The organism is Trichococcus sp. K1Tr (assembly GCF_028309625.1).
Classification (GTDB): Bacteria; Bacillota; Bacilli; order Lactobacillales; family Aerococcaceae; genus Trichococcus.
The window spans coordinates 537,586-563,935 of record NZ_JAQMHR010000001.1 but is presented as its reverse complement, the minus strand read 5'-3'; the positions used below and the strand labels follow the sequence as shown (position 1 = coordinate 563,935).

The 26,350-nt window shown below is 46.8% G+C and carries 27 protein-coding genes, 1 tRNA gene and 1 riboswitch; of the genes, 24 read left to right on the top strand and 4 right to left on the bottom strand.

Annotated elements, in window-relative coordinates; all coding sequences use genetic code 11:
* Positions 1-109 precede the first annotated feature (109 nt).
* From PH235_RS02590 to PH235_RS02535, 12 genes are all read left to right on the top strand, one after another.
* Positions 110-1,216: a DUF7278 family profilin-like fold-containing protein gene (locus PH235_RS02590; protein ID WP_272160894.1), complete on the top strand. Its 1,107-nt coding sequence runs from the start codon at positions 110-112 to the stop codon at positions 1,214-1,216.
* Positions 1,217-1,536: 320 nt separating this feature from the next.
* Entirely contained in the window at positions 1,537-4,188 is a 2,652-nt protein-coding gene (gene alaS, locus PH235_RS02585; protein ID WP_272160892.1) for an alanine--tRNA ligase, read from the top strand.
* 216 nt (positions 4,189-4,404) lie between these two features.
* Positions 4,405-4,674, top strand: a complete 270-nt coding sequence (locus PH235_RS02580) for an IreB family regulatory phosphoprotein (RefSeq protein ID WP_086628278.1) — start codon at positions 4,405-4,407, stop codon at positions 4,672-4,674.
* Positions 4,671-5,087 (top strand): Holliday junction resolvase RuvX, encoded by a 417-nt coding sequence (ruvX, locus tag PH235_RS02575; RefSeq protein ID WP_272160891.1) that lies wholly within the window; start codon positions 4,671-4,673, stop codon positions 5,085-5,087. Before PH235_RS02580 ends, ruvX begins: the two co-directional genes overlap by 4 nt.
* 85 nt (positions 5,088-5,172) lie before the next feature.
* Positions 5,173-5,505, top strand: a complete 333-nt coding sequence (locus PH235_RS02570; protein WP_272160890.1) for a DUF1292 domain-containing protein — start codon at positions 5,173-5,175, stop codon at positions 5,503-5,505.
* A gap of 274 nt (positions 5,506-5,779) precedes the next feature.
* Positions 5,780-6,952, top strand: coding sequence for an endolytic transglycosylase MltG (gene mltG, locus PH235_RS02565; RefSeq protein ID WP_272160889.1), 1,173 nt, complete (start codon positions 5,780-5,782; stop codon positions 6,950-6,952).
* A 42-nt stretch (positions 6,953-6,994) separates the two neighbouring features.
* Positions 6,995-7,624, top strand: a complete 630-nt coding sequence (udk, locus tag PH235_RS02560; RefSeq protein ID WP_106448777.1) for a uridine kinase — start codon at positions 6,995-6,997, stop codon at positions 7,622-7,624.
* A gap of 251 nt (positions 7,625-7,875) precedes the next feature.
* On the top strand, positions 7,876-8,355 hold the full coding sequence (greA, locus tag PH235_RS02555) for a transcription elongation factor GreA (RefSeq protein WP_086628273.1): 480 nt from the start codon (positions 7,876-7,878) through the stop codon (positions 8,353-8,355).
* A gap of 287 nt (positions 8,356-8,642) precedes the next feature.
* On the top strand, positions 8,643-9,377 hold the full coding sequence (gene liaF / locus PH235_RS02550; protein ID WP_272160887.1) for a cell wall-active antibiotics response protein LiaF: 735 nt from the start codon (positions 8,643-8,645) through the stop codon (positions 9,375-9,377).
* A complete protein-coding gene (locus PH235_RS02545; RefSeq protein ID WP_272160886.1) occupies positions 9,374-10,444 on the top strand; it encodes a sensor histidine kinase in 1,071 nt (356 codons plus the stop codon). Before liaF ends, PH235_RS02545 begins: the two co-directional genes overlap by 4 nt.
* A 44-nt stretch (positions 10,445-10,488) precedes the next feature.
* Complete coding sequence (locus PH235_RS02540; RefSeq protein ID WP_086985367.1) at positions 10,489-11,121, top strand: response regulator transcription factor; 633 nt, start codon at positions 10,489-10,491, stop codon at positions 11,119-11,121.
* Positions 11,122-11,220: 99 nt separating this feature from the next.
* Positions 11,221-11,529 (top strand): HesB/YadR/YfhF family protein, encoded by a 309-nt coding sequence (locus PH235_RS02535; RefSeq protein WP_272160885.1) that lies wholly within the window; start codon positions 11,221-11,223, stop codon positions 11,527-11,529.
* A gap of 61 nt (positions 11,530-11,590) precedes the next feature.
* Here PH235_RS02535 and rnjA read toward each other — a convergent pair whose 3' ends face one another.
* Entirely contained in the window at positions 11,591-13,267 is a 1,677-nt protein-coding gene (gene rnjA, locus PH235_RS02530; RefSeq protein ID WP_272160883.1) for a ribonuclease J1, read from the bottom strand.
* Positions 13,264-13,482 (bottom strand): DNA-directed RNA polymerase subunit epsilon, encoded by a 219-nt coding sequence (locus PH235_RS02525; RefSeq protein WP_272160881.1) that lies wholly within the window; start codon positions 13,480-13,482, stop codon positions 13,264-13,266. Before PH235_RS02525 ends, rnjA begins: the two co-directional genes overlap by 4 nt.
* A gap of 372 nt (positions 13,483-13,854) precedes the next feature.
* Between PH235_RS02525 and PH235_RS02520 the strand changes: the two genes are divergently transcribed.
* The 9 genes from PH235_RS02520 (at position 13,855) to panD (ending at position 21,614) form a co-directional block, all read left to right on the top strand.
* Complete coding sequence (locus tag PH235_RS02520; RefSeq protein WP_272160879.1) at positions 13,855-15,585, top strand: ABC transporter ATP-binding protein; 1,731 nt, start codon at positions 13,855-13,857, stop codon at positions 15,583-15,585.
* Positions 15,582-17,363: an ABC transporter ATP-binding protein gene (locus tag PH235_RS02515; protein ID WP_272160878.1), complete on the top strand. Its 1,782-nt coding sequence runs from the start codon at positions 15,582-15,584 to the stop codon at positions 17,361-17,363. The genes PH235_RS02520 and PH235_RS02515 overlap by 4 nt, the downstream gene beginning before the upstream one ends.
* 14 nt (positions 17,364-17,377) lie before the next feature.
* The gene (locus PH235_RS02510) at positions 17,378-18,160 is read left to right on the top strand and encodes a Cof-type HAD-IIB family hydrolase (protein ID WP_272160877.1); all 783 of its coding nucleotides are present in this window, start codon (positions 17,378-17,380) and stop codon (positions 18,158-18,160) included.
* Between the two features lie 69 nt (positions 18,161-18,229).
* Positions 18,230-18,302: transfer RNA gene (locus PH235_RS02505), tRNA-Ala, on the top strand.
* Between the two features lie 275 nt (positions 18,303-18,577).
* Positions 18,578-18,799 carry a hypothetical protein gene (locus PH235_RS02500; RefSeq protein WP_272160875.1) on the top strand — a complete coding sequence of 74 codons (222 nt, stop codon included), beginning with the start codon at positions 18,578-18,580 and terminating at the stop codon, positions 18,797-18,799.
* Positions 18,800-18,883: 84 nt separating this feature from the next.
* The gene (locus PH235_RS02495) at positions 18,884-19,030 is read left to right on the top strand and encodes a type I restriction enzyme endonuclease domain-containing protein (protein WP_272160874.1); all 147 of its coding nucleotides are present in this window, start codon (positions 18,884-18,886) and stop codon (positions 19,028-19,030) included.
* A gap of 554 nt (positions 19,031-19,584) precedes the next feature.
* Complete coding sequence (panB, locus tag PH235_RS02490) at positions 19,585-20,355, top strand: 3-methyl-2-oxobutanoate hydroxymethyltransferase (RefSeq protein WP_443080833.1); 771 nt, start codon at positions 19,585-19,587, stop codon at positions 20,353-20,355.
* Between the two features lie 14 nt (positions 20,356-20,369).
* A complete protein-coding gene (gene panC / locus PH235_RS02485; protein WP_272160872.1) occupies positions 20,370-21,212 on the top strand; it encodes a pantoate--beta-alanine ligase in 843 nt (280 codons plus the stop codon).
* Between the two features lie 15 nt (positions 21,213-21,227).
* Positions 21,228-21,614 carry an aspartate 1-decarboxylase gene (gene panD, locus PH235_RS02480; RefSeq protein WP_272160871.1) on the top strand — a complete coding sequence of 129 codons (387 nt, stop codon included), beginning with the start codon at positions 21,228-21,230 and terminating at the stop codon, positions 21,612-21,614.
* 72 nt (positions 21,615-21,686) lie between these two features.
* On the opposite strand, the gene PH235_RS02475 is transcribed toward panD, so the two are convergent.
* Both PH235_RS02475 and PH235_RS02470 read right to left on the bottom strand, forming a co-directional pair.
* Complete coding sequence (locus PH235_RS02475) at positions 21,687-22,646, bottom strand: lactate/malate family dehydrogenase (RefSeq protein ID WP_272160870.1); 960 nt, start codon at positions 22,644-22,646, stop codon at positions 21,687-21,689.
* 3 nt (positions 22,647-22,649) lie between these two features.
* The gene (locus tag PH235_RS02470; RefSeq protein WP_272160869.1) at positions 22,650-23,363 is read right to left on the bottom strand and encodes an HAD family hydrolase; all 714 of its coding nucleotides are present in this window, start codon (positions 23,361-23,363) and stop codon (positions 22,650-22,652) included.
* Between the two features lie 199 nt (positions 23,364-23,562).
* Positions 23,563-23,717: riboswitch (Lysine riboswitch) on the top strand.
* A gap of 192 nt (positions 23,718-23,909) precedes the next feature.
* On the opposite strand from PH235_RS02470, the gene PH235_RS02465 reads away from it, so the two are divergent.
* The 3 genes from PH235_RS02465 to PH235_RS02455 are packed head-to-tail and all read left to right on the top strand — an operon-like array spanning position 23,910 to position 26,345.
* Entirely contained in the window at positions 23,910-24,761 is an 852-nt protein-coding gene (locus PH235_RS02465; protein ID WP_272160867.1) for a transporter substrate-binding domain-containing protein, read from the top strand.
* A 38-nt stretch (positions 24,762-24,799) separates the two neighbouring features.
* Positions 24,800-25,585, top strand: a complete 786-nt coding sequence (locus tag PH235_RS02460) for an amino acid ABC transporter permease (RefSeq protein WP_106448758.1) — start codon at positions 24,800-24,802, stop codon at positions 25,583-25,585.
* Between the two features lie 22 nt (positions 25,586-25,607).
* On the top strand, positions 25,608-26,345 hold the full coding sequence (locus PH235_RS02455; protein ID WP_106448757.1) for an amino acid ABC transporter ATP-binding protein: 738 nt from the start codon (positions 25,608-25,610) through the stop codon (positions 26,343-26,345).
* The last annotated feature ends 5 nt before the right edge of the window (positions 26,346-26,350 follow it).

Here is a 26,350-nt window from a genome sequence, read left to right as displayed (position 1 = left end):
GTAGGCTCAGCAAAAGAAATAAGCTACTCGCCGCCTCAATATTCTGCTATACTGACAGTAAAGCAATTTACTGGTTTTCCAAATACAGCTACAAGAAGAGAGTGGTATCATGGAACTATTTGATCAATTGATGAATCCGAACTGGAAGAACATCCCGATGGAGCACAAGCTGGTTCTGGCCAGCAGCGTTGTCCGTTATTTTGTGAATCCCCTGTTGCCTGTCGCGGATATCCGTCCGGCGTATTACCAGATGGGCGGAATCAAGACCGAGACGTTTACAGTGGACATCAACGGCGCACCGTTTGTTTTTGTGCCCGGGCACAAGGAGGCCGTCCTCGGTTGGGACAGCGGAATCAACGGTCTGGACCCATTGGACATCAGCTCCGACAGAAAAGAGATGTACCTCGCCATCGAAAATTGCCTGAAACTATCTGTTCAAGGCGCTGAGTTTTTGCATGACGACCATTGGATGAAGAAGAAAATCGAACCGATCCATTCGTTGGAGGAATTGGATGAATTGGTCAACAGCCAGATGTCGCAGCTCCGGACGACAGAAATCCCTCCGTTATTGGTGGAAGTCAGTCCGACTTATGTGGGAATGACGAAAGTCGGGAATTATGCAGTCATAAACGGGAAATTTGAAGGGCAGGCCGATTGGTTCAGCATACACGAGAAGGACATTCATCAGGCCTTGATGCCGAGCGCAAACGGATCCTCGGTATTTGCGGATTTTCCGGCGCATCTGGTCCAAAACGATGCCTTCTTTCTGCGGCAGAATGAAGATTTGGATACGTACACCGTATACGCGCCTTACCAGACAACGTATGCAGAAATGCGCAAGCAATTGGAGAAAGATGGCATGGGGCTGTTGTCCAGCGATGAATGGGAATATTGCTGCGGCGCATCCACACGCAGGCTTTTCCGTTGGGGCAATCAGTTGCATCGCAACCTGTTCGAACCGGATGAAAGCTACCTCTACAAAAAAAACATGTTCGGTCTGGAAATCGCGAACATGGGCTGGGGACCGGAACTCGTCGAAGACAGGCTGTTGGCCAAAGGCGGCTGGATTTTCATTCAAGCCGAGAATATACTGGAGAAACTCCTGCCTTACGCTACCTATTATGAAAACCATGCCGATGCTTTGAAAGCGAAGCAGCAAGAGCCATTGTCACCCGGATATTACTGCGCAAGACGTTCCATCCGCATAGAAATGTGATCGGATCCGCTTTTCTTAAGAACTGCTTGCATGCTTACTCAATTTTGGTTATACTAGTTTTTGATTGAAGCAGAGGATATGGGAATGGATAACAAAAGAGAGTTTCCGTTTGGTGAAAGGAAACACATCCGTTTATGCTCCCTTTGCGTGAATATAGTAGAAATACTATCGCTTCCAGCGTTAACGGATCCGAGAGGTAATGAATGATCAAAACATTTCATTGCAAACAAGGTGGTACCGCGTAATTCGTCCTTGTATGCAGTGGGGTGTTTTTTATTTTATCCACTCCAAAAATAAATGAAGAGAAAAGGAAGGTAATAATGAAGAATCTGAAAAGCAGTGACATCCGTCAAATGTATCTTGATTTTTGGGCAACGAAAGGGTCAAAAGTGGAACCGAGCGCTTCGCTGGTACCGGTCAACGACCCTACCTTATTATGGATCAACTCAGGCGTAGCGACATTGAAAAAATATTTTGATGGCACGTTGATCCCTGAAAATCCGCGCATCACCAATGCTCAAAAAAGCATCCGCACAAACGATATCGAAAATGTCGGCGTGACGGCAAGACACCACACTTTATTCGAAATGTTGGGGAATTTTTCGATCGGGGACTACTTCAAGGAAGAAGCCATCCCTTGGGCTTGGGAATTCCTGACGGATGAAAAATGGCTGGCGTTCGATCCGGAGCTGCTCTACGTCACTTATTATCCGGAAGACACGGACACAAAACGCATTTGGCAGGAAAAAGTCGGTTTGCCGGAAGATCATATCGTTCCGATCGCGGACAACTTCTGGGATATCGGGGCAGGCCCGTGCGGACCGGATACAGAAATTTTCTATGACCGCGGACCAGCCTTCCAGGATTTGCCTGACGGAGACCCTGAAATGTATCCGGGCGGTGAAAATGAACGCTACCTTGAAATCTGGAACCTTGTGTTCTCCGAATTTAACCACAAGCCGGACGGCACCTATGAGCCGCTGCCGCACAAGAACGTCGATACGGGGATGGGTCTGGAACGTGTCACGAGCGTAGTCCAAAACACACCGACCAACTTCGAAACGGATCTGTTCATGCCGATCATCGAAAAAATCGAAACACTGAGCGACGGCAAGAAATACGGCGAAAACAAAACATTGGATATTTCCTTCAAAGTCATCGCTGATCACGTCCGCGCCGTCAGCTTCGCGATCGGAGACCGTGCCTTGCCATCAAATGAAGGCCGCGGCTACATTTTGCGTCGTTTGATCCGCCGCTCCGTCATGCATGGCCAAAAATTGGGCATCGAAAAACTGTTCCTGAACGAATTGGTTCCGGTTGTCGCAGCTATCATGGAATCTTATTATCCTGAAGTCAAAGCGGACCAAGATTTCATCATCAAAGTCATCACAAATGAAGAGCAACGGTTTCAGGAAACGATCCACGAAGGGATGGACATCCTGAACAGCGTCTTTGAAGAGATGAACGAAAAGGGCGAAACTGCCGTAAACGGTAAGAATGCCTTCAAACTGTATGATACATACGGCTTTCCGTTGGAATTGACTAGCGAATATGCCGAAGAAAAAGGCTTCACAGTCGATACAACAGGGTTCAACCAAGAGATGCAGGAACAACGTAACCGCGCCCGTGCAGCAAGGCAAGTGGAAGACTCCTTCTCCGTGCAATCCCCGGTCTGGGCTGAAGTACTGGTTCCAAGCACGTTTTCCGGATATGCACAAACAAAAATTTCGTCCGAGCTTTCAGTGATGGTTGCGGATGACGAAATCGTCGAAAAAGCAGCTGCAGATGATCGCGTTCAGATCATTTTCCGCGAAACACCGTTTTATGCAGAAATGGGTGGACAGGTTGCGGACAAAGGAACGATCGAAACCGAAGCGGGTGAAGTGATCGCAGAAATCGAAGACGTCAAACGCGCCCCTAATGGCCAAACGATGCACATTGCGCGTGTCCTGACGGAAATCCATTCGAACGAAAGCTATGTCCTGCACGTGGATGAAGCGCGCAGAAGAAGCATCACCAAGAACCATACGGCGACGCATCTGTTGCACCAAGCGCTGAAGGATGTTTTGGGGAATCATGCCAATCAAGCCGGTTCGCTTGTGAATCCGAATCAACTTCGTTTTGACTTCACCCATTTCGGCCAAGTCACAGCAGAAGAGCTAGTGCGGATGGAAGAAATCGTGAATGAAAAGATTTGGGAAGCATTGCCTGTCGTAACGGTCGAAACAACCGTCGATAAAGCGAAAGAAATGGGCGCCATGGCTTTGTTCGGTGAAAAATACGGCAAAGAAGTCCGAGTCGTTGCTGTCGGTGGCTACTCTGTCGAACTATGCGGCGGGGTTCATGTACAAAATTCGCAGGACATCGGCGTCTTCAAGATTTTGTCGGAATCCGGCATCGGTGCAGGCGTTCGACGCATCGAAGCAGTGACCGGCCAGGCAGCTTACCAGTATTTCCGTACAAAAGAAGCTGAATTGAGCGAGGCGGCACAGCTTGTGAAGGCCCAACAAACAAAAGAAGTTGCCGGTAAAATCAATCAGCTCAAGCAAGAAATGAAGGAAATGCAAGGCGAAAATGAGTCCTTGAAAGCCAAAATCATGAATGCCGAAGCCAAAGATCTCTTCGAAAACGTGGAGACCGTCAACGGCGTCACGTACATCACCTATGAAACGAAGAATCAGGACATGAATGCTTTGCGTCAATTGGCTGACCAATGGCGTCAAAAGGCAGTCTCTGATCTCTTCGTGGCAGCTTCGGCTACAGACGGCAAAGTCAATATGCTGGCTGCCGTTTCCCAAGAGAAATTGGAGCAGGGCCTGAAAGCCGGCGATCTGATCAAGACGCTTGCTCCATTTGCTGGAGGCAAAGGCGGCGGACGTCCGGATATGGCACAAGCAGGCGGCAATAACCCAGCGGGCATCCCGGATGCTCTGAAACACGTTGCGGCCTGGATCGCTGAAAACACAAAATAAGCGTCCTTTCCCAGGGGCAGGCATCCAAAAAAAGATGTCTGCCCCTGCTTTTTTTTAACTCGATCCGCTTCCGACAAAATGCGGAATATACAAACAGGAGGGAAATGAGACAAGGCGCTATGCCGCTCTGCAGAAGGGCAATGGCATTTCTTTGTTGTAGTTTTTAGTCATTTCTTGTAAAATGGTAAATATACTAAAGAAAACTGGGGTGTCGCTATGAGTTCGAAAGATGAAACGATGTTATTCAATTTTGATGATAATCTGAAAAAGAATATCCAAGAGACATTAGCCCTTGTTTATGACGCATTGGAAGAAAAAGGATACAACCCTATCAACCAGATTGTGGGCTACCTACTTTCTGGCGATCCAGCTTATATCCCGCGTCATAACGATGCCAGAAACCTGATCCGCCGTCACGAACGTGATGAAATAATGGAGGAATTAGTGAAAAGCTATCTTTCTGGAACAGGCAGAATCATCCAATGAGGCTCATGGGCTTGGATGTCGGGTCCAAAACGGTAGGAGTAGCCATCAGCGATCCGATGGGATGGACGGCGCAGGGGATAGAAATCGTCAAAATCGACGAAGTCAACGGAATATTTGGTCTTGAACGGATTGCCGAATTGGTTAAGGAGTATGAAGTTGAGAAGTTTGTACTCGGTTTGCCAAAAAATATGGACAACAGCATTGGTTTCCGGGCGGAGGCTTCCATCGCCTATGGAAATTTGCTTGAAAAAGAGCTGGGTTTGCCGGTCGATTACGTTGATGAAAGACTTACCACTGTGCAAGCAGAAAAAATGTTGATCAATGAAGGAAATGTTTCCCGCAAAAAACGGAAAAAGGTTATCGACAAACTTGCTGCTGTCATACTTCTTCAGAATTATTTGGACAGCCAGTAAAGAGAGTGGTTTTTTTGCCCTGTTTGCGTTACAATATCCTTTGTTTGAACGATAAAAACAATAATTAGATAAAGAGGTGCATACCATGACTGAACATAATCACGATCACGATCATGACCACAATCACGACCACGATCACGAAGATAGCCACGAGCACATCACAATCGTGGATGAGAACGGAAATGAAGAGTTATTCGAAATTTTATTCACTTTCGAATCAGAAGATTTCGGGAAGTCTTACGTGCTGGTTTACCCGGCAGGAGCTCCTGAAGGAGAAGAAATCGAATTGCAGGCTTATTCCTATGTTGAAACCGAAGATGGCGGAGAAGGCGATTTAGAGCCGATCGAATCGGATGAAGAATGGGATATGATCGAAGAAGTGCTGAACACATTTATGGAAGACGAAGACCTTCAATAAATTTGTAAGCGACTTGTAAGGATAATAAGGAGGATCGGGACAACTCTTGTCTGGGTCCTCTTTTGTTTTGCGGTTGCTGCGTTGCTTTTTCGAGCTTTTGGCATCGAACCGGACCCGCCCTGATAAAATGATGAGAAAACTGTCCAAGGTGCTCCATATGTCTATGCAAATAACGAAAAAGATTCAATTTATAAGGGTTTTCGTGTATAATTACGGAAGTCGAATGGCTAATAGTCCACAAATAGCCATATACTCAAGTTAGGAGGCCTCGTCTTTGTCACAAAATAATCAGCAAGAACCTCAAGAGCAACAAAAACTCATTCGGCCTACGTTGGAGAAAGAAGCCGTAGACAAAATGAAAATACGCAAAAAAGAACGGTCACTCGTGCGGAAAATTATTTTTGCAATCGTAACGATAGGAATCCTGTTAGGAGTCATCGTTGGTTTTGCCGGCTACAAATATATAACAGACGCACTTCAGCCATTGGAGCCAGAAAGTACGGAAGTCGTCGAAGTGGAAATTCCGATAGGGACGTCCACAAAAGGGATCACCCAACTGTTGGAAGAAGGCAACGTCATCAAAAACGCGACCATCTTCAATTACTACATCAAGACGCAAAATGTTTCTGATTTCCAAGCAGGCTTTTATGAATTATCGCCTTCCATGAGCTTGGACGACATCATTGCGACGCTTCAAGCGGGCGGAAGTCCGGTGCCGCAATCGAGCGATCACAAAATTATCGTAAGAGAAGGCAATACGATCGAAGAAATCGCAGCGGAAGTCGAAGAGAAGACGGATTTCACAACTGATGAATTTTTGGCGAAAGTGAATGAACCGGAATTCCTGACGAATGCGGCTGCGCAGTACCCTGATATTTTGACTGAAGCATCCCAACGCACCGATACGCGTTATCGTTTGGAAGGATACCTCTATCCGGCGACTTATGATTATATGACCGGAAATAGTTTGGATGAAGTGGTTTTACAGATGTTGCAGAAGACGAATGAAGTGCTCACGCCCTATGCAGAACAGATTGCTTCTTCTGGCCATACCCTTCATGAAATTCTGACGATTGCTTCACTAGTCGAAAAAGAAGGCGTTACTCCGGAAGATCGTGCGAACATTGCCGGCGTATTCTTTAATCGTCTGGAAATCGATATGCCGATCCAATCGGACATCAGTATTTTGTATGCGCTGAATGAGCATAAGGAATTAGTGACTTTCGAGGATCTTGAAATAGATTCACCGTATAACCTGTACAGAAACACAGGCATGGGGCCTGGGCCATTCAATAGCCCAAGCGAAGGATCCATTCAAGCGACTCTGTCACCAGCTGATACGAACTATCTGTATTTCGTTGCGGACACAACAACAGGCATCGTTTATTTTTCCGAAACATATGAAGAACATTTGCAATTGCAAAGCCAATACGTAGACAGCGAATAAGACGAATAAAGCGAGCTGCATGAAGAGAGGAAGAATACACCAGTGAAAAAACCTATCGTTATTGGGGTGACAGGGGGATCGGGAAGCGGGAAAACCAGTGTCAGCCGGGCAATCTTAGACAAGTTTACCGATGTTTCCATTTTGCTGCTGGAACAGGATTTTTATTACAAAGATCAAAGCGATCTGCCGTTTGAGGAGCGCCTGAAAACAAACTATGATCATCCGTTTGCGTTTGATACGGATCTGTTCATCGAAGATCTTAAAAAATTGATAAAATACGAGAGCGTCGAGCAACCTGTTTACGACTACTCCAAGCACACGCGCAGCGATAAAGTGATCCATCGCGAGCCGAAAGAAGTCATAATCGTTGAGGGAATCCTGATTTTAGAGGATCAACGCCTGCGCGATTTGATGGACATCAAAGTCTATGTGGACACGGATGATGATATCCGTATCATCCGAAGAATCAAACGCGACATGGAATCAAGAGGCCGGACACTTGATTCTGTCATCCACCAATATCTGACAGTGGTCAAGCCGATGCATCAGCAGTTCATCGAGCCAACCAAAAAATTTGCGGATATCATCATTCCTGAAGGTGGACAAAATCAAGTCGCAATCGATCTGATGACCACCAAAATTGCTTCAATTTTGTCTGAAAATGCAGAATAATAATAGATACCTGTAATATTTTAAAAATATAATTGCTTTTACTGGAATTAAATGGTATTTTAAATTCACTATTAATTAGGCAGCCAATAAACGATGTAGAGCCACAGGAAATGATTATTTCTCTTTGGATGACATGCTACCTGTCCCAGATCCGTTTGGCTTTCGAGGACAGCTATCAATAAAAAAAGGGAACTGCAGTCCTGTGCTGCATATTGAATATTGAATCATTACTTAAAAGGGGCATATTTCTTATGATTGAAAAAGCATATCCGATGACAGCTGAAGGTAAAGCCAAATTAGAAGCTGAACTTGAAGACTTAAAAGTGAACAAAAGAAGAGAAATCGTTGAACGCATCAAGATTGCCAGAAGCTATGGAGATCTATCCGAAAATTCGGAATATGAATCTGCAAAAGACGAACAAGCTTTCGTCGAAGGCCGCATCACAACATTGGAAAAAATGATCCGTTTTGCGGAAATCATTGAAGTACAAAACGTCGACAGCAATGTGGTTTCGATTGGACTGAAAGTGACATTCGTAGAATTACCGGATGGCGATGAAGAAACGTACACTATTGTCGGCAGTGCAGAAGCAGATCCGCTGGAAGGCAAAATTTCAAACGATTCTCCGATCGCTAAAGCCTTGTTGGGCAAGCAAATCGGAGCAGAAGTCGCCATCGGCACACCGGGCGGCGATATGAACGTGAAAATCGTCAGAATCGAACAAGCTTAAAAAAAGCATTCAAGAAGAGGATAGGACAAAAATCATTCGGAATGATTCTTGTCCTATCCTCTATTTGTTTATGTTTCTTTTTGGCTCATCGGGTATAATGACAGAGTACATGCAATCAGTTGGACTGTACGACTTTAGTCCTAGCATACTCTCCACCCTTAGCGCACTGTCAAATCGGTCCGGGTAATCTATAATGGAAGCAGATACTTATGTTCCTGTTTGCCGCGCCTGCAAGTCAGCGTTCAGCGGAAATGTATGAAACATCGAAGAGGAAGGAGGGGATTAGGATGAAAAAGGGAGCCTTGAAATTATTTATGCTCGTTGAAGGCCTATTGGGGTTGGCTGTCCTGTTTCAATTGGTGCAGGACACAGATTTGCTGCTAGTCTTTGTGTTCGGACTGATATTCATCAAATTCGGCACCGGAAAAGGCGAGCGTCGTCAGATTCTTGGGTTGATCGGATGGTTTATGGTAGGCATGAGCATACTCTCCACTTTCTCGGTGTGGCTGATGTTGATTCTTTTCATACTGTTCGTTGTCATCAATGGAAAAGGAATCTGGTCTGAGTTGAAGCTGGATACTTTTGTGGACGTTCCTTGGGAAGAAAAAGCGTTCCGTACGGTCAAAACGAAAGAACCGGAACAGCGGAACGGTTCCAGAAAGCGTCAGAAATGGATCGGAAACACCAGTATCGGGTCGGATGTCTACGAATGGGATGATGTCAATCTGACCGTATTCATGGGGGATACGATTATCGATTTGGGGAATACGTTATTGCCGAAAGAGGAAAATATCATTCTGATCCGCAAAGGATTCGGAAAGACCAGGGTGATCGTACCGTTGGGAATCGGAGTGGCTGTCCATCATTCCACCATCAGAGGTCAGCTTATGTTCAATGAAACTGAACTTGATCTGATCAACGAAACGGTCAAATTATACAGCCGGGATTACGATGAGGCAAACAGAAAGATCAAGATCGTGTCCAATAGCCTTCTGGGTGACTTGGAGGTGATCTACCTATGAGGAGAAGCACGGTTATGATTCTGTTCGGCACGATACTTGGCGTCTTTGCTTTTATCGCGGCAGGCGTATTGTTTGCCCTGAGGCCCTATTTAAGTTATCAGGAACTGCTCGAGGTGGATCGTTTTTATGTGCCGGCATTCCTTTACATCATCGTCTTGCTGCTGTTTGCTGCAATCGTTGTAACTTGGATTGCCCACTTTTATTTGAAAAATCAAGAAAATCGTATCAAGGACAAGTTGCATTGGCTTTATCTCGGCAATTATGAGCATGCGGCATTCACAAAAAAGCGTGATAAATCATTATTTATGGATCAGTATTGCAACGCGATCCACCTTGAAATCGAAATGCTCAGGAAAAAGATGCTCAGCCTGTCCCGGGAAGTGCAGCATCTGAGCGCACATCCGCAGCAGGTCGGCAATGAAACAAAAGAAGAAATTCTCGAGCAGGAAAGACACCGGATCGCGAGGGAGTTGCATGATTCCGTCAGTCAACAACTTTTTGCCGCAATGATGATGCTGTCGGCGGTCAATGAACGAGCCGATGATTTTCCGGAAAAAATTCAGAAACAGATGCGTCTCATAGAAGGCATCATCAACGAATCCCAGTCGGAGATGCGAGCATTGCTCCTTCATCTTCGTCCAACCAAACTCGAAGGCAAATCCCTGAAAAAAGGGATCGAACAGTTGTTGGTGGAATTGAAGTCGAAAGTCCAAATCGCGATTAAATGGGAAATCGACGATGTCCACACGATGAGCGGCATCGAGGATCACTTTTTCCGTATTGTGCAGGAGCTGCTTTCGAACACCCTGAGGCATGCAAAGGCAAGCCATCTGGAAGTGTACCTGAAACAAACTTTGCAGGAAATCAGTCTTCGCGTTTACGACGATGGCGTCGGCTTCGATACCTCAATCGAAAAATCCGGCAGCTATGGCCTGATGAACATCAAAGAACGCGTGCAGGGGATGGGCGGGAGCTGTAAGATCATCAGTTTCCCCAAAAAAGGGACCGTGATCGAAATCCGCATCCCGAATACAAATGTGAACACAAACGACGCAAGTGCTGAATAGGATGACGGAAGTTTCAGAAAAAAGTTCCTTTAGGAGGGTTCAGGTTGATACGTGTATTGATTATCGACGATCACGAGATGGTGAGGCTGGGGTACTCGGCTTATTTGTCCATCCAAGATGACATTGAAGTAATAGGGGAAGCGGAAAACGGCTTGATCGGCTATGAAATGGCCCTGGATTTGCGACCGGACATCATTTTGATGGATCTGGTCATGGAAGTGATGGACGGCATTGCCTCGACGAAGGCGATATTGAATGAATGGCCCAAAGCGAAAATTATCATCGTCACCAGTTTCATCGATGACGAGAAGGTTTACCCGGCATTGGAGGCGGGGGCTTCCAGTTACATGCTGAAAACCTCTTCAGCGCATGAAATTGCCGACGCGATCCGTTCCACTTACCACGGCGAGTCTGTCCTGGAGCCGGAAGTGACCGATAAAATGCTGGAGCGCTTCTCGAAAAGGAATATCCGGCCGTTGCATGAAGAGCTGACCGCCAGAGAGCGGGAAGTGTTGCTGCTCATCGCGCAAGGCTATTCCAATCAGGATATTGCCGACCAACTGTTCATCACACTGAAGACAGTCAAAACGCACGTGTCCAACATTCTGACAAAGTTGGAAGTGGATGACAGGACCCAAGCTACGATTTACGCATTCAAGCATCATCTGATTCAATGACTGTGAGCAAAGTGTTATAAAATGATGCTTCCTTATGATAAGATGAATATGATAGAGAGTAGTGAGGGGGGGCAGGCTGATCATCCGATCAGCGACTAGATGAAAATAGAAATCAGTGAACGCGCACAAAAGTGGTTTGAACAGGAAATGGGCATTTCCGGCAAAAAAGGGGTTCGTTTCCTTGGGAAAGTGTACGGCAATAGCCAAATACATGAAGGGTTCTCCGTGGGGCTCGATGTGGATGAGCCAGTATCACCGATCGGAAAAGCCGAGTATAATGGTATTTTATATTATGTAGAGGATGCAGATGATTGGTTCTTTAATGGCTATGATCTGCATGTCGGTTTCGATGAAAAGCAACGCGAACCGGAGTATAACTTCATCGCACAAAATAAAGAGGACAAATAAAAAGAGGGCGCTGGATTTTTGATCCAGGCCCTCTTTTTGTGTTCAGTTCAGGTTTACAGTTTCAGACGCCCATAATGACTGGTACAATCATCGGACGACGTTTCGTTTTTTCATATAGGTAAGGCTGAATGGCATTCGTGACGGTGTCCTTCAATTTCTTCTCGGTGACCGCATCAGGGCCCTTCAACAAAGAAAGAACATCTTGGCGGACGATTGCTTGTGCCTCATTAATCAGATCGCCTGATTCGCGCATATAGATGAATCCGCGGGAAAGGATGTCCGGTCCTGCCAATAAATCTTTGTTGCGGAAATCGACGGTCAATACCACGACTACAAGTCCATCTTCAGAAAGGACACGACGATCGCGCAGGACGATGTTTCCGATATCGCCGATGCCTTTTCCATCAACATATACGTCAGCTGCCGTGAAGTTGCCGGCGCGTCTTGCGGAATCCGCCGTCAAAGCGAGGATATCGCCATTGTCGGAGATGAAGCAGTTTTCCGCTGGAATGCCGACTGCCTCTGCCAATTCTGTATGAATCTTCAGCATCCGGTACTCGCCGTGGACAGGCATGAAATATTTTGGTTTCATCAGGGTCAACATCAGTTTTTGCTCTTGCTGCCCACCATGTCCGGAGGTGTGGACGTTGTTTACTTTACCGTGAACTACGGCTGCCCCAGCCTCCAACAGCAGGTTGATGACGCGGTTGACACTGGTTGTGTTGCCTGGAATCGGTGAACTTGAGAAAATCACAGTGTCACCCGGTTGGATGGAAATCTGTCTGTGTGTACCGTTGGCGATACGGCTCAATGCAGCCATCGGTTCGCCTTGGGAACCCGTACACATGATCAGCACTTTATCCGCAGGAAGGCTGTTTAATTGGCGTGTTTCGATGAACAGGTCATCCGGAGCCACGATGAAGCCCAATTCTCTGGCCGTCCGGAAGTTCGTCTCCATGCTGCGGCCGAATATAGCGATTTTTCGGTCCGTTTCGAGCGCGACTTCAGTGACTTGCTGCAATCTGTAGATATTGGACGAGAAGGAAGCAAAAATGATTCTTCCCGAAACTTTTTGAATGATGTTTTTAAGGGATTGACCAACAATTTGCTCTGATTGCGTAAATGTTGGTGTTTCTGCATTGGTGCTGTCGCTCATAAGCAACAGGACGCCTTCTTCCCCGATTTTAGCCATCTTATGGATATTTGCCGGTTTGCCGTTTGCAGGCGTGAAATCGAACTTGAAATCCCCTGTAAACACAACGTTGCCTGGAGGAGTCTTGACCACGATCCCCATGGTGTCCGGTATGCTGTGGGTTGTTCCGAAGAAGCTGATGCTGGTTTTACGGAATTTGATGATAGAATCTTCATTGATTTCGTGCAGGATGGCATCCCTGAGCAAGCCGTGCTCATCCAGTTTGTTGCGGATCATGGCGAGCGCCAGTTTGCCAGCATAGATAGGGACATTCAATTCTTTCAAAAGAAACGGGACACCACCGATGTGATCTTCGTGTCCGTGAGAAATGAACAATCCTTTGATTTTGGATTGGTTTTGCACCAAGTAACTGTAGTCGGGTATCACATAATCAATGCCAAGCAAGTCATCTTCCGGAAACATGATCCCGGAATCAAGAATGATGATCTCATCCTGGAATTGTATACCGTACATGTTTTTGCCGATTTCCCCTAAACCCCCGAAGGCAAATACACCGACTTCATTGTTTTTTATGTTAGGTTTCATACATTGAACTCCGTGATTTTAAAATTAGGATCTTTTTGTTCGTATTCTAAATGGCTGCCTTCCAAAGGTTGGATGAATTCAATGTTGTAGGGGGTATTTTGTTCAACTAATCTTCTGGCTGTTACGAGATCGGATGCCTCCACGTAAAGAGATTCCGTGTTCTCTCTGGTAGGTGCATCAAATTTTGCTGGTTGGTATGTTACTTTAAATATCATATAGTTCACTCCATTTTTCTTATTTGTTTTTGATAGTACTGTACTTAAAAATTACAATCTTAGTTTGTTAACTTGGTCAATAGTTGTATTTTTTCATACAATCGGTACTCTAAGTTTACCACAATTAAGGCAGTTAGTATAGAAATGACTGGTAAAATCATTTTTGCAGAGGTGCAAGCCTTTCCAAAAGTAAGGCAATTCTCTTTTGATTTTTTTAACGAAAGCAATCAATATTTTTGTAGACTTAAACACAGCAATTGGCTAGACTGGATACAGAAGGGTTGGAAGGTTGGAGAGAAAAAATTAGAACGTTCTTTTTTTTTGCCCCGAAGAAACCCGACGAATTGTTTCCATTAAGGTAGGTGTATCGAAATGTCTTTAATATGGCGTTATATCAGTCGGTATAACAAATTATTTTTATTAAATGTGTTGGGAGCTTTCGGCTTTGTGCTTGTGGAATTGGGATTGCCCACGATGCTTGCGGGCCTGATCAATGAGACGGTTGCAGGCAGCGGAAAAGAGAATATTCTGCGTGCGACTGCGGTCATGGTCGGCTTGGCCTTGGTCGGGTTTGTGGGAAGAATCATTGTCGCCTATGCAACCGGCAGAATCACTACCAACATGGTAGCGGACATGCGCAATGACATGTACCAAAATATCCAGACTTTTTCCCACGAAGAGTATGATCGCATCGGCGTTTCATCATTGGTGACGCGTGTCACCAATGACGCCTTCATTCTGATGCAATTCGCCCAGATGCTGCTGCGGATGGGGTTGATGACCTTCATCATGATGTTCGCCAGTGCGTTTATGATAGCGCGCACGAGTCCGGACTTATCGATTATCCTGTTGCCGGCTTTTCCCGCACTGCTTGTGATGATCATCGTGATCGGCAAAAAATCGCAACCGTTATCCGAGGCACAACAGCAAAATCTTGATGACATCAACGGGAATTTAAGGGAATCGCTTTCCGGCATGCGTGTCATCCGGGCGTTTGTCCAGGAGGCTTTTCAAGCTCAACGGTTTGAGGGAGTCAATAACGCCTACAGCGTGGTTTCAAAAAAACTGTTCCGCCTGATGGCCTGGAATCAACCTGTATTTTCACATGTCATCAATCTGATCATCATCGCCATCATGTGGTTTGGTTCCGAACAGATCGAAGGGGGCAGTCTTCAATTAGGGGACATGACGGCTTTCATCGAATACAGTTTCCATGCCTTGTTCTCGTTTCTGAATTTTGCGGTCGTCTTCATGATGTACCCGCGGGCATCGGTTTCCGCGAAGCGGATCCAGGAAGTGTTGGCCACAACCAGCAGCATTTCCCCGAACGAAGAGGGGATCACGGAAACACTGACGCATGGTTATCTGACGTTTGAAGATGTCAGTTTTGCGTATCCTGGGAACACAGATACTCCGGTGATCAAGGATATTTCCTTTTCGGCTGAACCGGGACAAACGATCGCCTTCATCGGCAGCACAGGGAGCGGCAAATCAACGCTAATCCAATTGATTCCGCGTTTTTATGATGTCACAAAAGGGCGCATCCTGATCGATGGGCATGACGTGCGCGATTATAATCTGAAAGCTTTGCGCAAGAAAATCGGCTTTATTCCTCAGAAAGCCTTGCTTTTCACCGGAACGATCTCCGAAAATCTTCGTTACGGGAAATGGGATGCCTCGAAAAAAGAAATCGAAGAAGCCTCCGATATTTCCCAAGCCAAGGAATTCATAGCGCGCAAACCAAAACGTTTCGATGAACATTTGGCAGAAGGCGGAAGCAATCTTTCCGGCGGGCAAAAGCAGCGGTTATCCATTGCCCGGGCAATCGTCCGCAAACCGGATATCTATATTTTCGATGACAGTTTCTCGGCCTTGGATTACAAGACGGATGCGACTTTGCGCGCGCGGCTCAAAAAAGAGACCGGAAAAGCGACAGTCATCATTGTGGCCCAGCGCGTCAGTACGATCATGCATGCAGATAAGATCATTGTAATGAATGAAGGTGAGGTCGTCGGTCAGGGGACCCACAAATACCTGTTGCAGAATTGTGAAATCTATTATGATATAGCATCCTCGCAAATGAGCAAGGAGGAACTCGCATGAAAAAAGTGGACAAAAAAACGTTGCTCCGGGTATGGGATTACCTCAAATTTTACAAACTGAAGTTCTTCGGCTCCATCCTCTTGACCATAGCGATGACGATACTGAATGTACTTGAGCCTTTCATCATCGGATTTGCCATCACGGAAATCGGCAGAAATGTTTCGGATATGTTGAAAGGCGTGGAAGGTGCCGGCATCAATTACAATTACTTGTCGCAAGTGCTGGTCATCTATTTTGTTCGGGCATTGCTTTTCCAAGCTACGAATCTCTATTCGCAATTGTTCATGACGGATGTCGTCCAGGATGCCATGCGTGATTTGCGCAAGGATCTGAGCGACAAATTGAACAGGCTGCCGATTGCCTACTTTGACCGCAACCAATTCGGCGACATTCTGAGCAAAGTGACGAACGATGTCGATTCCATCGGCAATGCGCTGCAGCAATCGTTGCTTCAGGTGCTGAATGCCGTTTTGGGAATCACATTTGCGCTCATCATGATGTTCGCAATCAGTTGGAAGCTGGCTCTCACCATGGTCGTGCTAATTCCGTTGGCCACCATCCTTTCCAAAAAGATCACGCTGCTGTCGCAGCCGTATTTCCGTGGGCAAGCGAAATATCTCGGACAGCTGAACGGGTTTGTCCAGGAATCGCTGACCGGCTTCTCCATCATCAAGCTTTACGGCAAAGAAGCGGATGCTTTCGATGAGTTTCATTCCATCAATGAATCCCTGACAAAGAATGGTTTCAAGGCGGCTTTCATTTCCGGATTGCTGTCACCGGCTGTGGCACTCGTCACCAATGCTTCCTATATCATCATAGCTGTGCTCGGTATTCTGCAAGCGATGGCTGGATCGATGACGATCGGTAATGTGCAGGCTATGGTGCAGTACGTCTGGCAAGTGAACCAGCCAATCTCGACGATCACACAATTATCGGCCATCATCCAATCGGCTGCTTCTTCCATTCAGCGCGTCTTCGATCTCCTTGATCAAGAAGAAGAGGTGCAAGCAGAAGTGAAAATGAGTTTGCCGAAGGAAATCCGCGGCGATGTCACTTTTGAAAATGTCTCCTTCAGCTATGACAAAGAAGATCCGCTGATCAAAAATTTCAACATCGACGTAAAAAGCGGGGAAACAGTAGCTATCGTCGGTCCGACAGGCGCCGGCAAAACTACGATGATCAATCTCCTGATGCGCTTCTATGAGGTGGATTCGGGCGCCATCAAAATAGATGGTTATGACACGAAAGAACTGACCCGCGCTGACTTGCGTTCCCAATTCGGCATGGTGCTGCAGGACGCATGGCTTTATAAGGACACGATCACAGGGAATATCCGCTTCGGAAAACTGGACGCTACCTTCGAAGAAGTAGTGGACGCGGCGACCACAGCCAATGTTCATCACTTCATCCAGACTTTGGGTGCAGGCTACGATACGGTCATAAACCAGGAGGCCTCCAATATTTCCTTGGGGCAAAAACAATTGCTGACGATCGCCCGTGCCTTCATCGCGGATCCTAAAATCTTAATACTTGACGAAGCGACAAGTTCCGTAGATACTAGACTGGAAGCTTTAATCCAAAAAGCGATGAAACGCATCATGCAAGGCAGGACCAGTTTTGTGATTGCGCACCGGCTTTCCACCATCCGCGACGCCGATTTGATTCTCGTCATGGATCAAGGCGAAATAATCGAACATGGCAAACACGCAGAATTGTTGGAAAGAAAAGGATTTTATTACGATTTGTACACGAGTCAATTCAAAAACGAGGCAGAATAAGAGGAGCAAAAAATTTGGAAAACAAAAAATTCATTTTCTTTGATATCGACGGAACATTGCTGAACGATGAAAAGATGCCGCTTGAGAGCACTCTCCAAGCCTTGCGCCAACTGCAGAAGAACGGGCACGAAATCGCGATCGCGACGGGACGGAATCTGTTTCTGGCCCAAGAGGTCATCGATACCTTCCAATTGGACAATTACATCGTCTGCAACGGTGCTGCAGGTTACTTCAAACATGAACTCAAGTATGAGAACAAATTGGATCTGAATGCATTTGAAAAATTGTTGCAGGTATCCGATGATAGCGGCCATCAGGTTGTCTACGAATCAGCTCATGCTCTGGCTCGACGCCATGAATCGATTGAGAACAACGCAACCGAAGCGATGCAGAGCATCGAGTTCGAAGTCCCTGACCATGATGAGTCTTTTTATCTGAACAATCCGCTTTATCAAGCACTCTTGTTCTACAAAGATGATGAGAAAGCAATCTATGAAGATGGCGCTTTTCCGGAATTCCGCTTTGTGCGTTGGCACGATGCTGGTGTGGATGTGTTGCCGAATCCTGGTTCAAAAGCACAAACTGCCCTGTGGATGGCGAAGCATCTGGGCTTTGCGCATGAAGATACAATAGCTTTCGGTGACGGAAACAACGATTATGAACTCATTTCCAGTGTCGGCTATGGCGTCGCAATGGGGAATGCGGTCGATCCCGTCAAGGATGTCGCCAAATTTGTCACGAAAGACTGCAATTCAGGCGGAATTGCTTACGCACTTGAAAAATTAGGCTTGTTATAGAAGTGAAAATAGGGTATCATATCATTCATAAGGCGTTTTTGCCGAACGTCGTTGATACCCTGTTATTTCGGGGGCGTAGCTCAGTTGGGAGAGTGCTTGACTGGCAGTCAAGAGGTCGTGGGTTCGAGCCCCATCGTCTCCATCTTAGAAAATTAATAGACCCTAGAAGCGTTGATGCAGAGCCATTTCTGTATGTTTCTAAGGTCTGTTTTTTTTGACCATGTGATTATTGGCCATGTAATGCTAAAAATTCACGTATGCAGCAAATTTATCAGCTGTTTCGCCTTTTGCCTTTTCGGTTGCATGAGCATAAATAATCATAATCACATCGCTGGACATGTTTAGCATAGATCATTTTGAATCAGAACAGGTGTATAATTAACTTAAAGAAGTTAGCTAGAAGGAAGAGGTGAAATGATGAGAAAGACAAAATATTACATAACGACGAGGGCGGATCGGAAAAATTTCCTTTTGAAATACGGCGACTGGATGTTTAAGTACGTCCCGGAGAGCAAAACCTGGGAAGCATCCGATTATTGGTACGAAGAAATCATTATGAATGCTTCTACAGATTTTGAGGAAATAACCGAGGAGCGCGCGAAAGAGATAATCGCGAATGACGGCGTCTTTCAAATTTAATAACAAAAATGAGTACTTAAAATTTTTAAAATTAGGTACAGTTCGGGAAATCAATGATTGTAGTTATGTCACGCCGGTTCGCTATTGAATTATATAAAAAATTGCATTACGTCCCCATTTGCTAAGGAATACTCAGAGATGCTGAAAAATTTCATTGATAAATACAATAAACGCAGCATCCAAACTTCCAAAGTTATTGAAGAACTGTTTGAAATCGCCAAAAGGACATAGCTCTATTTAATCCGATAAGTTTTTAATTAGAGAAGGTCATCATTAGGCATTTCTCGGAAATACGAACCCCCAAAAAAACTCTCAAACTGAGAAGCCATAAAATGCTGACTGTTTTAAAATACACTCAGAAAAACACTCAAAATGGAATTAGGATTAAAGAATTCCCTTTGAATGGTCTCTCATCTACCTACTGCATTTTAGCGCGGTAGTTTTAGATTGTTAGATTAATTAGTCGACGACAAAAACCATCGTAAACATCATATTAAAAGAATAACCTTTAGAAACGCTGATAGGAAGTTGTTCCTTCGGCGTTCTAGGGGTTATTTTTTTGTTCTGACTAGGTTGCTGACTAATTTTTCACTGGGGTATCCATCTGTCATGACAGTAAATGTTTTTGGTAGGGCTTCCAGTTTCAAAAAGTAGTTGACATTATTCCCCGCAGAACGTAATGTGTGAATAATATATTATATTGGGATGAAGAGAGGATGAGAATTCGGGTGAAGAAATCGGTTTTGACTTTCCGCAATGCCAAGCAGAAAAATGAGCGGCTGACGATGCTGACTGCTTATGACTATTCCACTGCCAAACTGATCGATGCTTCAGGGATCGACTCGGTGCTTGTGGGCGATTCGCTGGGGATGGTGATGCTTGGGTATGAAGACACCTTATCGGTAACGATGGAGGACATGATCCACCACACGAAAGCTGTCGCCAGAGGGGTAAAGGATGCGTTGGTTGTAAGCGATCTGCCGTTCATGTCCTATCAGACATCCGTCTATGATGCGGTCTCCAATGCCGGCAGGCTGATCAAGGAAGGCCGGGCGCAGGCAGTCAAACTGGAAGGCGGCCTTGAAGTCTGCCCGCAGATAAAGGCAATCGTGGAAGCTTCCATTCCGGTCATGGCGCATCTCGGCCTGACGCCCCAATCCGTCAATGCTTTCGGCGGCTTCAAGGTCCAAGGGAAAGATGAAGAAGCGGCGCGCAGCTTGATTGAACAGGCGAAAGCGGTTGAAGCGGCAGGAGCCTTTGCGGTGGTGCTGGAATGCATTCCGGCCAAGCTGGCTGAGTTGATCACCAAAAGCATCTCGATTCCGACGATCGGCATCGGCGCGGGGAACGGCTGCGACGGCCAAGTGTTGGTCTACCAGGACATGCTGGGACTCTATTCCGATTTCACGCCTAAATTCGTCAAGCGCTATGCAGAAATAGGACCGCAGATGCAGACAGCCATCGAAGACTACATAAACGAAGTGAAAAACGGCGCGTTTCCGGCAGCGGAGCACACCTTTGCGTTGTCCGATGCGGTCATCGAAAAATTATATTAGAGGAGTAATCACGAATGAAGATTGCAGCAACGGTTGAAGAAATCCGCAGTGCCGTGAAGGCCTGGAAAAAGGAAGGTTTGTCGGTCGGCTTCGTACCGACGATGGGCTATCTCCATGAAGGCCATCAAAGCTTGATGCAGAAATCCGTCAGCGAAAACGATCGGGTGGTCGTCAGTATTTTTGTGAATCCGATGCAATTCGGTCCTTCCGAAGACTTGGAAAGCTATCCACGGGATCTGGAAAAGGATGCCGCTTTGTGCGAAGCCAGCGGAGTGGATCTGATTTTCCATCCCGAGCCGAAGGAGATGTACCATCCTGATTTCAGCAGCTTTGTGGACATGCATGGTCTGACGGAGAGCTTGTGCGGGAAAAGCAGGCCGGCCCATTTCCGGGGCGTCTGCACCGTCGTGACAAAGCTGTTCAACATCGTGCAGCCGGACCGCGCCTATTTCGGACAGAAGGACGCCCAACAATTGGCGGTCATCCAGCAGATGGTCCGCGACCTCAATATGGACGTTGCCGTCGTCGGCTGCCCAATCATCCGGGAAGCGGACGGATTGGCCAAAAGCTCGCGCAACAGTTATCTGTCAGCAGATGAGCGCAAGGCCGCACTGGTGCTGAGCCGAGCGCTCGAAGTTGCGAAGCAAATGCTTGCGGGTGGCGAGCGGGATGTTGCCAAAATCCTGAAGGCCATTTCGGAAACAATCCAAGCCGAACCGATGGCGAAGATCGATTATGTGGAGTTGGTGGATGCGCGTACGCTGCAGCAAGTGGAAAGCGTTGAGCGACCTGTGTTGTTGGCTTTGGCAGTCTATATCGGTAAAACGCGTCTGATCGATAATTTTATCACGGAATAAGTGGGGGGAAAAACAATGCAACTAAATATGCTAAAAAGTAAAATACACCGCGCCGTCGTTGTCCAAGCGGAGCTTTCCTATGTGGGCAGCATCACTGTCGACAAGGATCTGCTTGACGCCGCAGGGCTGATTGAATATGAGAAGGTCCAGATCGTCGACATCGACAACGGGGCCAGGTTCGAAACATACGTCATCGCAGGCGAACGCGGCTCGGGCATGATTTGCCTGAACGGTGCCGCCGCCCGTTGCGTTCAGGTGTCCGACAAAATCATCATCATGGCTTACTGCATGATGGATGAACATGAAGCGAAGGAACACAAACCGCTTGTGGTGTTTGTCGATGAGCAGAATGCCATCACAACAGTCACACGCTATGAAGAGCATGGCAGACTAAGTATGTAGGCTGTCCATATAGCTACAAAAAATAAGCGCAACCGCATCCGGCCAATCGGCTATGATGCGGTTGCGCTTTTCCTATCTCACGGATTGTAGCGTGAATTGAATATCTTTGATGGATAGTTGCAGTTTTTCGTATTCCTCTTCATCCAACGGCAAGGGTATCTGTTTCTCCAAGCCGTTCTTGCCGATGATGCAAGGCATACTGAAGGCTGCTTCGCCATGGCAGTTGTAAAAGCCATTGACAGTTGCGGTCACAGGGAAGATGCTTTTCTCGTCCAGCATGACCGCGCGGGCCAAGGCTGCCGCCACTTCCCCGATGCCTGAATTGGTCCAGCCTTTCCAGTTGAAGACATCGGATGCCGTGTGCACCACTTCTTGGCTGACGAATTCCCGGTCCAATGGTTCCACCGGATCCAATAAGTCATCACATTGGGGAAGGGTGAGCGCACCCACAGTCGTGCTGCTGAAAGCCGGGAAGGCGGTGCTGCCGTGTTCGCCCATGATGTAGCCGCTGACGTTTTTGGGATCGACCTGATAGTGGGCAGCGACAATTTGACGGTAGCGGAAAGTATCCAAAGTCGTTCCGGTGCCGAAAATCTTGCCTTTCGGATAATCGAACTCATTTTCGGCGATGTAGGTGATCGTATCGACCGGATTCGTTATCAGGATGATGATGGCATCTTTTGTGTGCTGGGTGATGCTTGTCATGATTTTGCGTATTTCATTGGCATTCTCTTTGCCCATCAACGCTCTTGGAGGCATATCCTCACCCGGGCGCGGCTTCTCGCTGACGCCCGCGGAAATGATGATGACGTCGGCATCGGCGCAGTCCTCATAGTCGCCGCCATATATTTTGCTGTTTGTCCTGTAACTTGCGGCCAGCGCATGACGGTGGTCCAGGGCTTCGCCTCTTGCCGTGTCCTCGTTGCAATCGATCAGGACGATGTCGGAAAATAAGTTGAGGTGGCTGCAGTCGGTCAATACTTGGGAACCGACATGACCGACCCCGATGATGGCTAATTTTGTTTGGATCATAAGTCACATTTCCTTTCGTTTTGAGATGTTGTCGTGAATGGCTTTGTGCATTTCCGCTACAGAATAGAAGGTTGGCTCCAACACCACTTTTTCATGCTCCGACTTCCGGCGATGGTTGTACCACAAAGTAGTCCAACCCGCAGCCTGACCGCCGATGATGTCCGTTTCGTAGGTGTCCCCGATGAAGAGCAGCTCACCAGGAGTGGCGTTCAAAGCCTCCTGCACATGCGCGAATGCTTCGGCGTGTGGTTTTGGGCAACCGATTTTTTCGGAAATGAAGATGCGCGCTGGCGGCACCCATCTCTCCAGACCCAAGGCGTTGAACTTCTTCATCTGGTGCTTTTCAGGACCGTTTGTGAAGACCGCGATCGGAATGCTCCGACTTTCCAGCTCATTCAAAAGCTGCTCGATCCCCGGGCTTAACGTGATTTCTGCTTGCCTTTTTTGGTAGGTTTCCTGGAAGTGCATTGCCTCTTCGGTGGTGAGCGCAAGACCTAGGTCGGCGAACGTATGCTGTGTGCGCATGATGTGTGACTCGGCCAACGTCAGGACCCCGCTGGAGAACAGGTCGAAAGCCGCATCGCAATGTTCGCGGAAAAGGGCGAAGGTGGCTTCTTCGCTGTAGCTGTTCTCCAAGCGGTAATTTTCCAGCACCTGGAAGAACGGGCTTGCTGTGTCATATAAAGTATCGTCTAAATCGAATAGTATAATAAGCATTGTTGAGGTAGTTCCTTCCTTTTGTTGTTGCAGTCAGTATAGCATCCGAAACCTATTTTTTGAAACAGAAAAACAGAGACAGTCCCTGATGGTGGCCATCGACGAGCATAGGGCGTTGGATGGCGGGGCAAGGCGCTTTTTGTTGCAAATTAAAAATCCGTACAGTATAATAACATACAATAATGTCATACGATCATACAATAATGGAAGAGGCTGCGAACATCAAGAGTAAAATGCCCGTTTGAAAGGGGTGTTCGCCGAAATACAGCGTTTGCTGTGTTGGGGTCAGGGTTAAGAATCCTGACACTGTCAGAACGATTTGCCCAAAATCGTTTGTGGAGTACTTTCGGTATTGCGGGCAGAAGGAAGCTGGATTATAGGGCCTTTTGCTTTATAGTCTATTTTTTTGCACAAAAACGGACTGAATTAGCATTGTTATGACGCTCTATGGGTCGAAAGGTGGACAAAAAAGCAGCCGGATAAGAAGAGGTATTTTATAATTTTTTGAGCATAATAAAGGACTATATACAATAGGAGGAAATAGAGATGACAGTAAAAACATGGAAAAAAACATTGGCAGCATTGACAGGTTTGTTTATTTTGGCGGGATGCGGAAGCGGAGCAACTGATGATTCATCCGCAAACGGTTCAGCGGATTCTGAAACATTCACGGTCGGAATGGAAGCGGGCTATCCTCCTTTCAACTGGACCCAAAATGACGACAGCAACGGCGCGGTGAAAATCGACGGCGCTGACGGTTACGCCAACGGTTATGACGTTCAGATGGCCCAAAAAGTGGCGGATGGTTTAGGCAAAGAACTGGTCATCGTCAAGACGGAATGGGATGGCCTGGTGCCGGCATTAGTTTCATCCAAAATCGATGCTATCGTTGCGGGCATGTCGCCGACAGAGGAACGCAAAGAAGCGATCGATTTCTCGGATTCCTACTATACGACTGAACTTGTGATTGTCGTCAAAGCGGATGGCGCTTATGCAGATGCAACAGCTTTGGCTGACTTCGCGGACGCAAAAGTGACTGCACAGTTGAACACGTTGCACTATGGCGTCATCGATCAGATTGAAGGCGTACAAAAGCAACCGGCAATGGACAGTTTCACTTCCATGCGCGTAGCTTTGGAGTCTGGCACAATCGATGCTTACGTATCGGAACGTCCGGAAGCCATCAGCGCTTCAGCAGCCAATTCCGCGTTCAAAATGATCGAGTTGGATGAAGCGGATACGTTCGAATTGTCCGCGGCTGATTCAGAAATCGCAATCGGTTTGATCAAAGAAAGCGAATTGAAAGATCAGATCAATGAGATCTTGAGCGGCATCACCGAAGAAGAACGCATCCAAATGATGGATGAAGCAATCCAAAACCAACCATCAGCTGAATAATCAAGGCGGACGGAACATCAAAAAGGGGCATACATTAAATGGAGTTTAGTTGGGTTATCCGCATCATCGAAGAAAACTGGAGACAGTTTTTATCAGGTGCATGGACAACATTATATATAGCTTTAATCGGAACCATCATCGGACTGGGGATCGGTCTTATGATCGGCGTCATCCGTACGATCCCGGTTGCGGAATCGGGCTGGAAAAAACACGTGTACAACGTGGTGAATTTTTTATTGTCATGCTACATCGAAATTTTCCGCGGCACACCGATGATCGTGCAAGCGATGGTCATCTATTACGGAGCGGCTTTGGCATTTGATATCGACATGAACCGCATCTTCGCAGCGCTGCTGATTGTATCGGTCAATACGGGCGCTTATATGTCGGAGATTGTCCGCGGTGGGATCATTTCCATCGACAAAGGGCAATTCGAAGCCGCTCAAGCGATCGGGATGAATCATCTGCAGACGATGCGCAATGTCGTCATGCCGCAAGTGATCCGGAATATCCTGCCGGCGACAGGGAACGAATTCGTCATCAACATCAAAGATACGTCGGTATTGAACGTCATCTCCGTTTCCGAATTGTTCTTTACGACTAAATCGATTTCCGGGAATAACTTCCGTTACTTCGAATCATTCTTCGTGGCTTCAATCATTTACTTCGTCATGACCTTCACGGTGACCCGCATCTTGCGTGCCATCGAAAGAAAAATGCAAGGCCCTGATAATTATCAGATGATGGGTGCAGGACAAGACCAATTAACTACACCCGAATTAATGGCTCGCAAAAAACAAGCAGGAAGAGACAGAGCAAATTAATTGCCACAGGAGGAATCATTTGATGGAAAAAGTAATTGACGTACAGCATCTGAAGAAGAACTTCGGCCAACATGAAGTGCTGAAGGACATCGATTTCAGCGTGAATAAAGGAGAAGTTGTGTGCATCATCGGTTCATCGGGCTCCGGTAAATCGACTCTGTTGCGCTGCATCAATCTGCTGGAAAAACCTACAGCAGGAGAAATCATCTACAACGGCGAGAACGTATTGGACTCGAAGCATGATATCTTCAAGTACCGCAGCAAATTGGGTATGGTGTTCCAGCAGTTCAATCTGTTCAACAACTTGGACGTGCTGCATAATTGCACGGTAGGGCCTGTGAAGATCCTGAAAAAATCCCAGCAGGAAGCCGAAAAAATCGCCATGGGTTATTTGGAACAGGTTGGGATGGGGAACTTCATAAACGCCAAACCGGATCAGTTGTCAGGCGGACAAAAACAACGCGTCGCTATCGCCCGCGCTTTGACGATGGAACCGGATGCGCTGTTGTTCGATGAGCCGACATCGGCTTTGGACCCGGAGATGGTGGGGGAAGTATTGAAGGTCATGAAGGATCTTGCCAACAGTGGCTTGACTATGATCGTCGTGACGCATGAAATGGAGTTCGCGAGGGAAGTTTCTGATCGCGTCATCTTCATGGATCAAGGCGTCATCCTGGAACAGGGATCCCCTGATCATATCTTTTATCATCCAACCGAGGCCCGCACGAAGCAATTCCTGGAAAGATATCTTACAAAATAAAAACA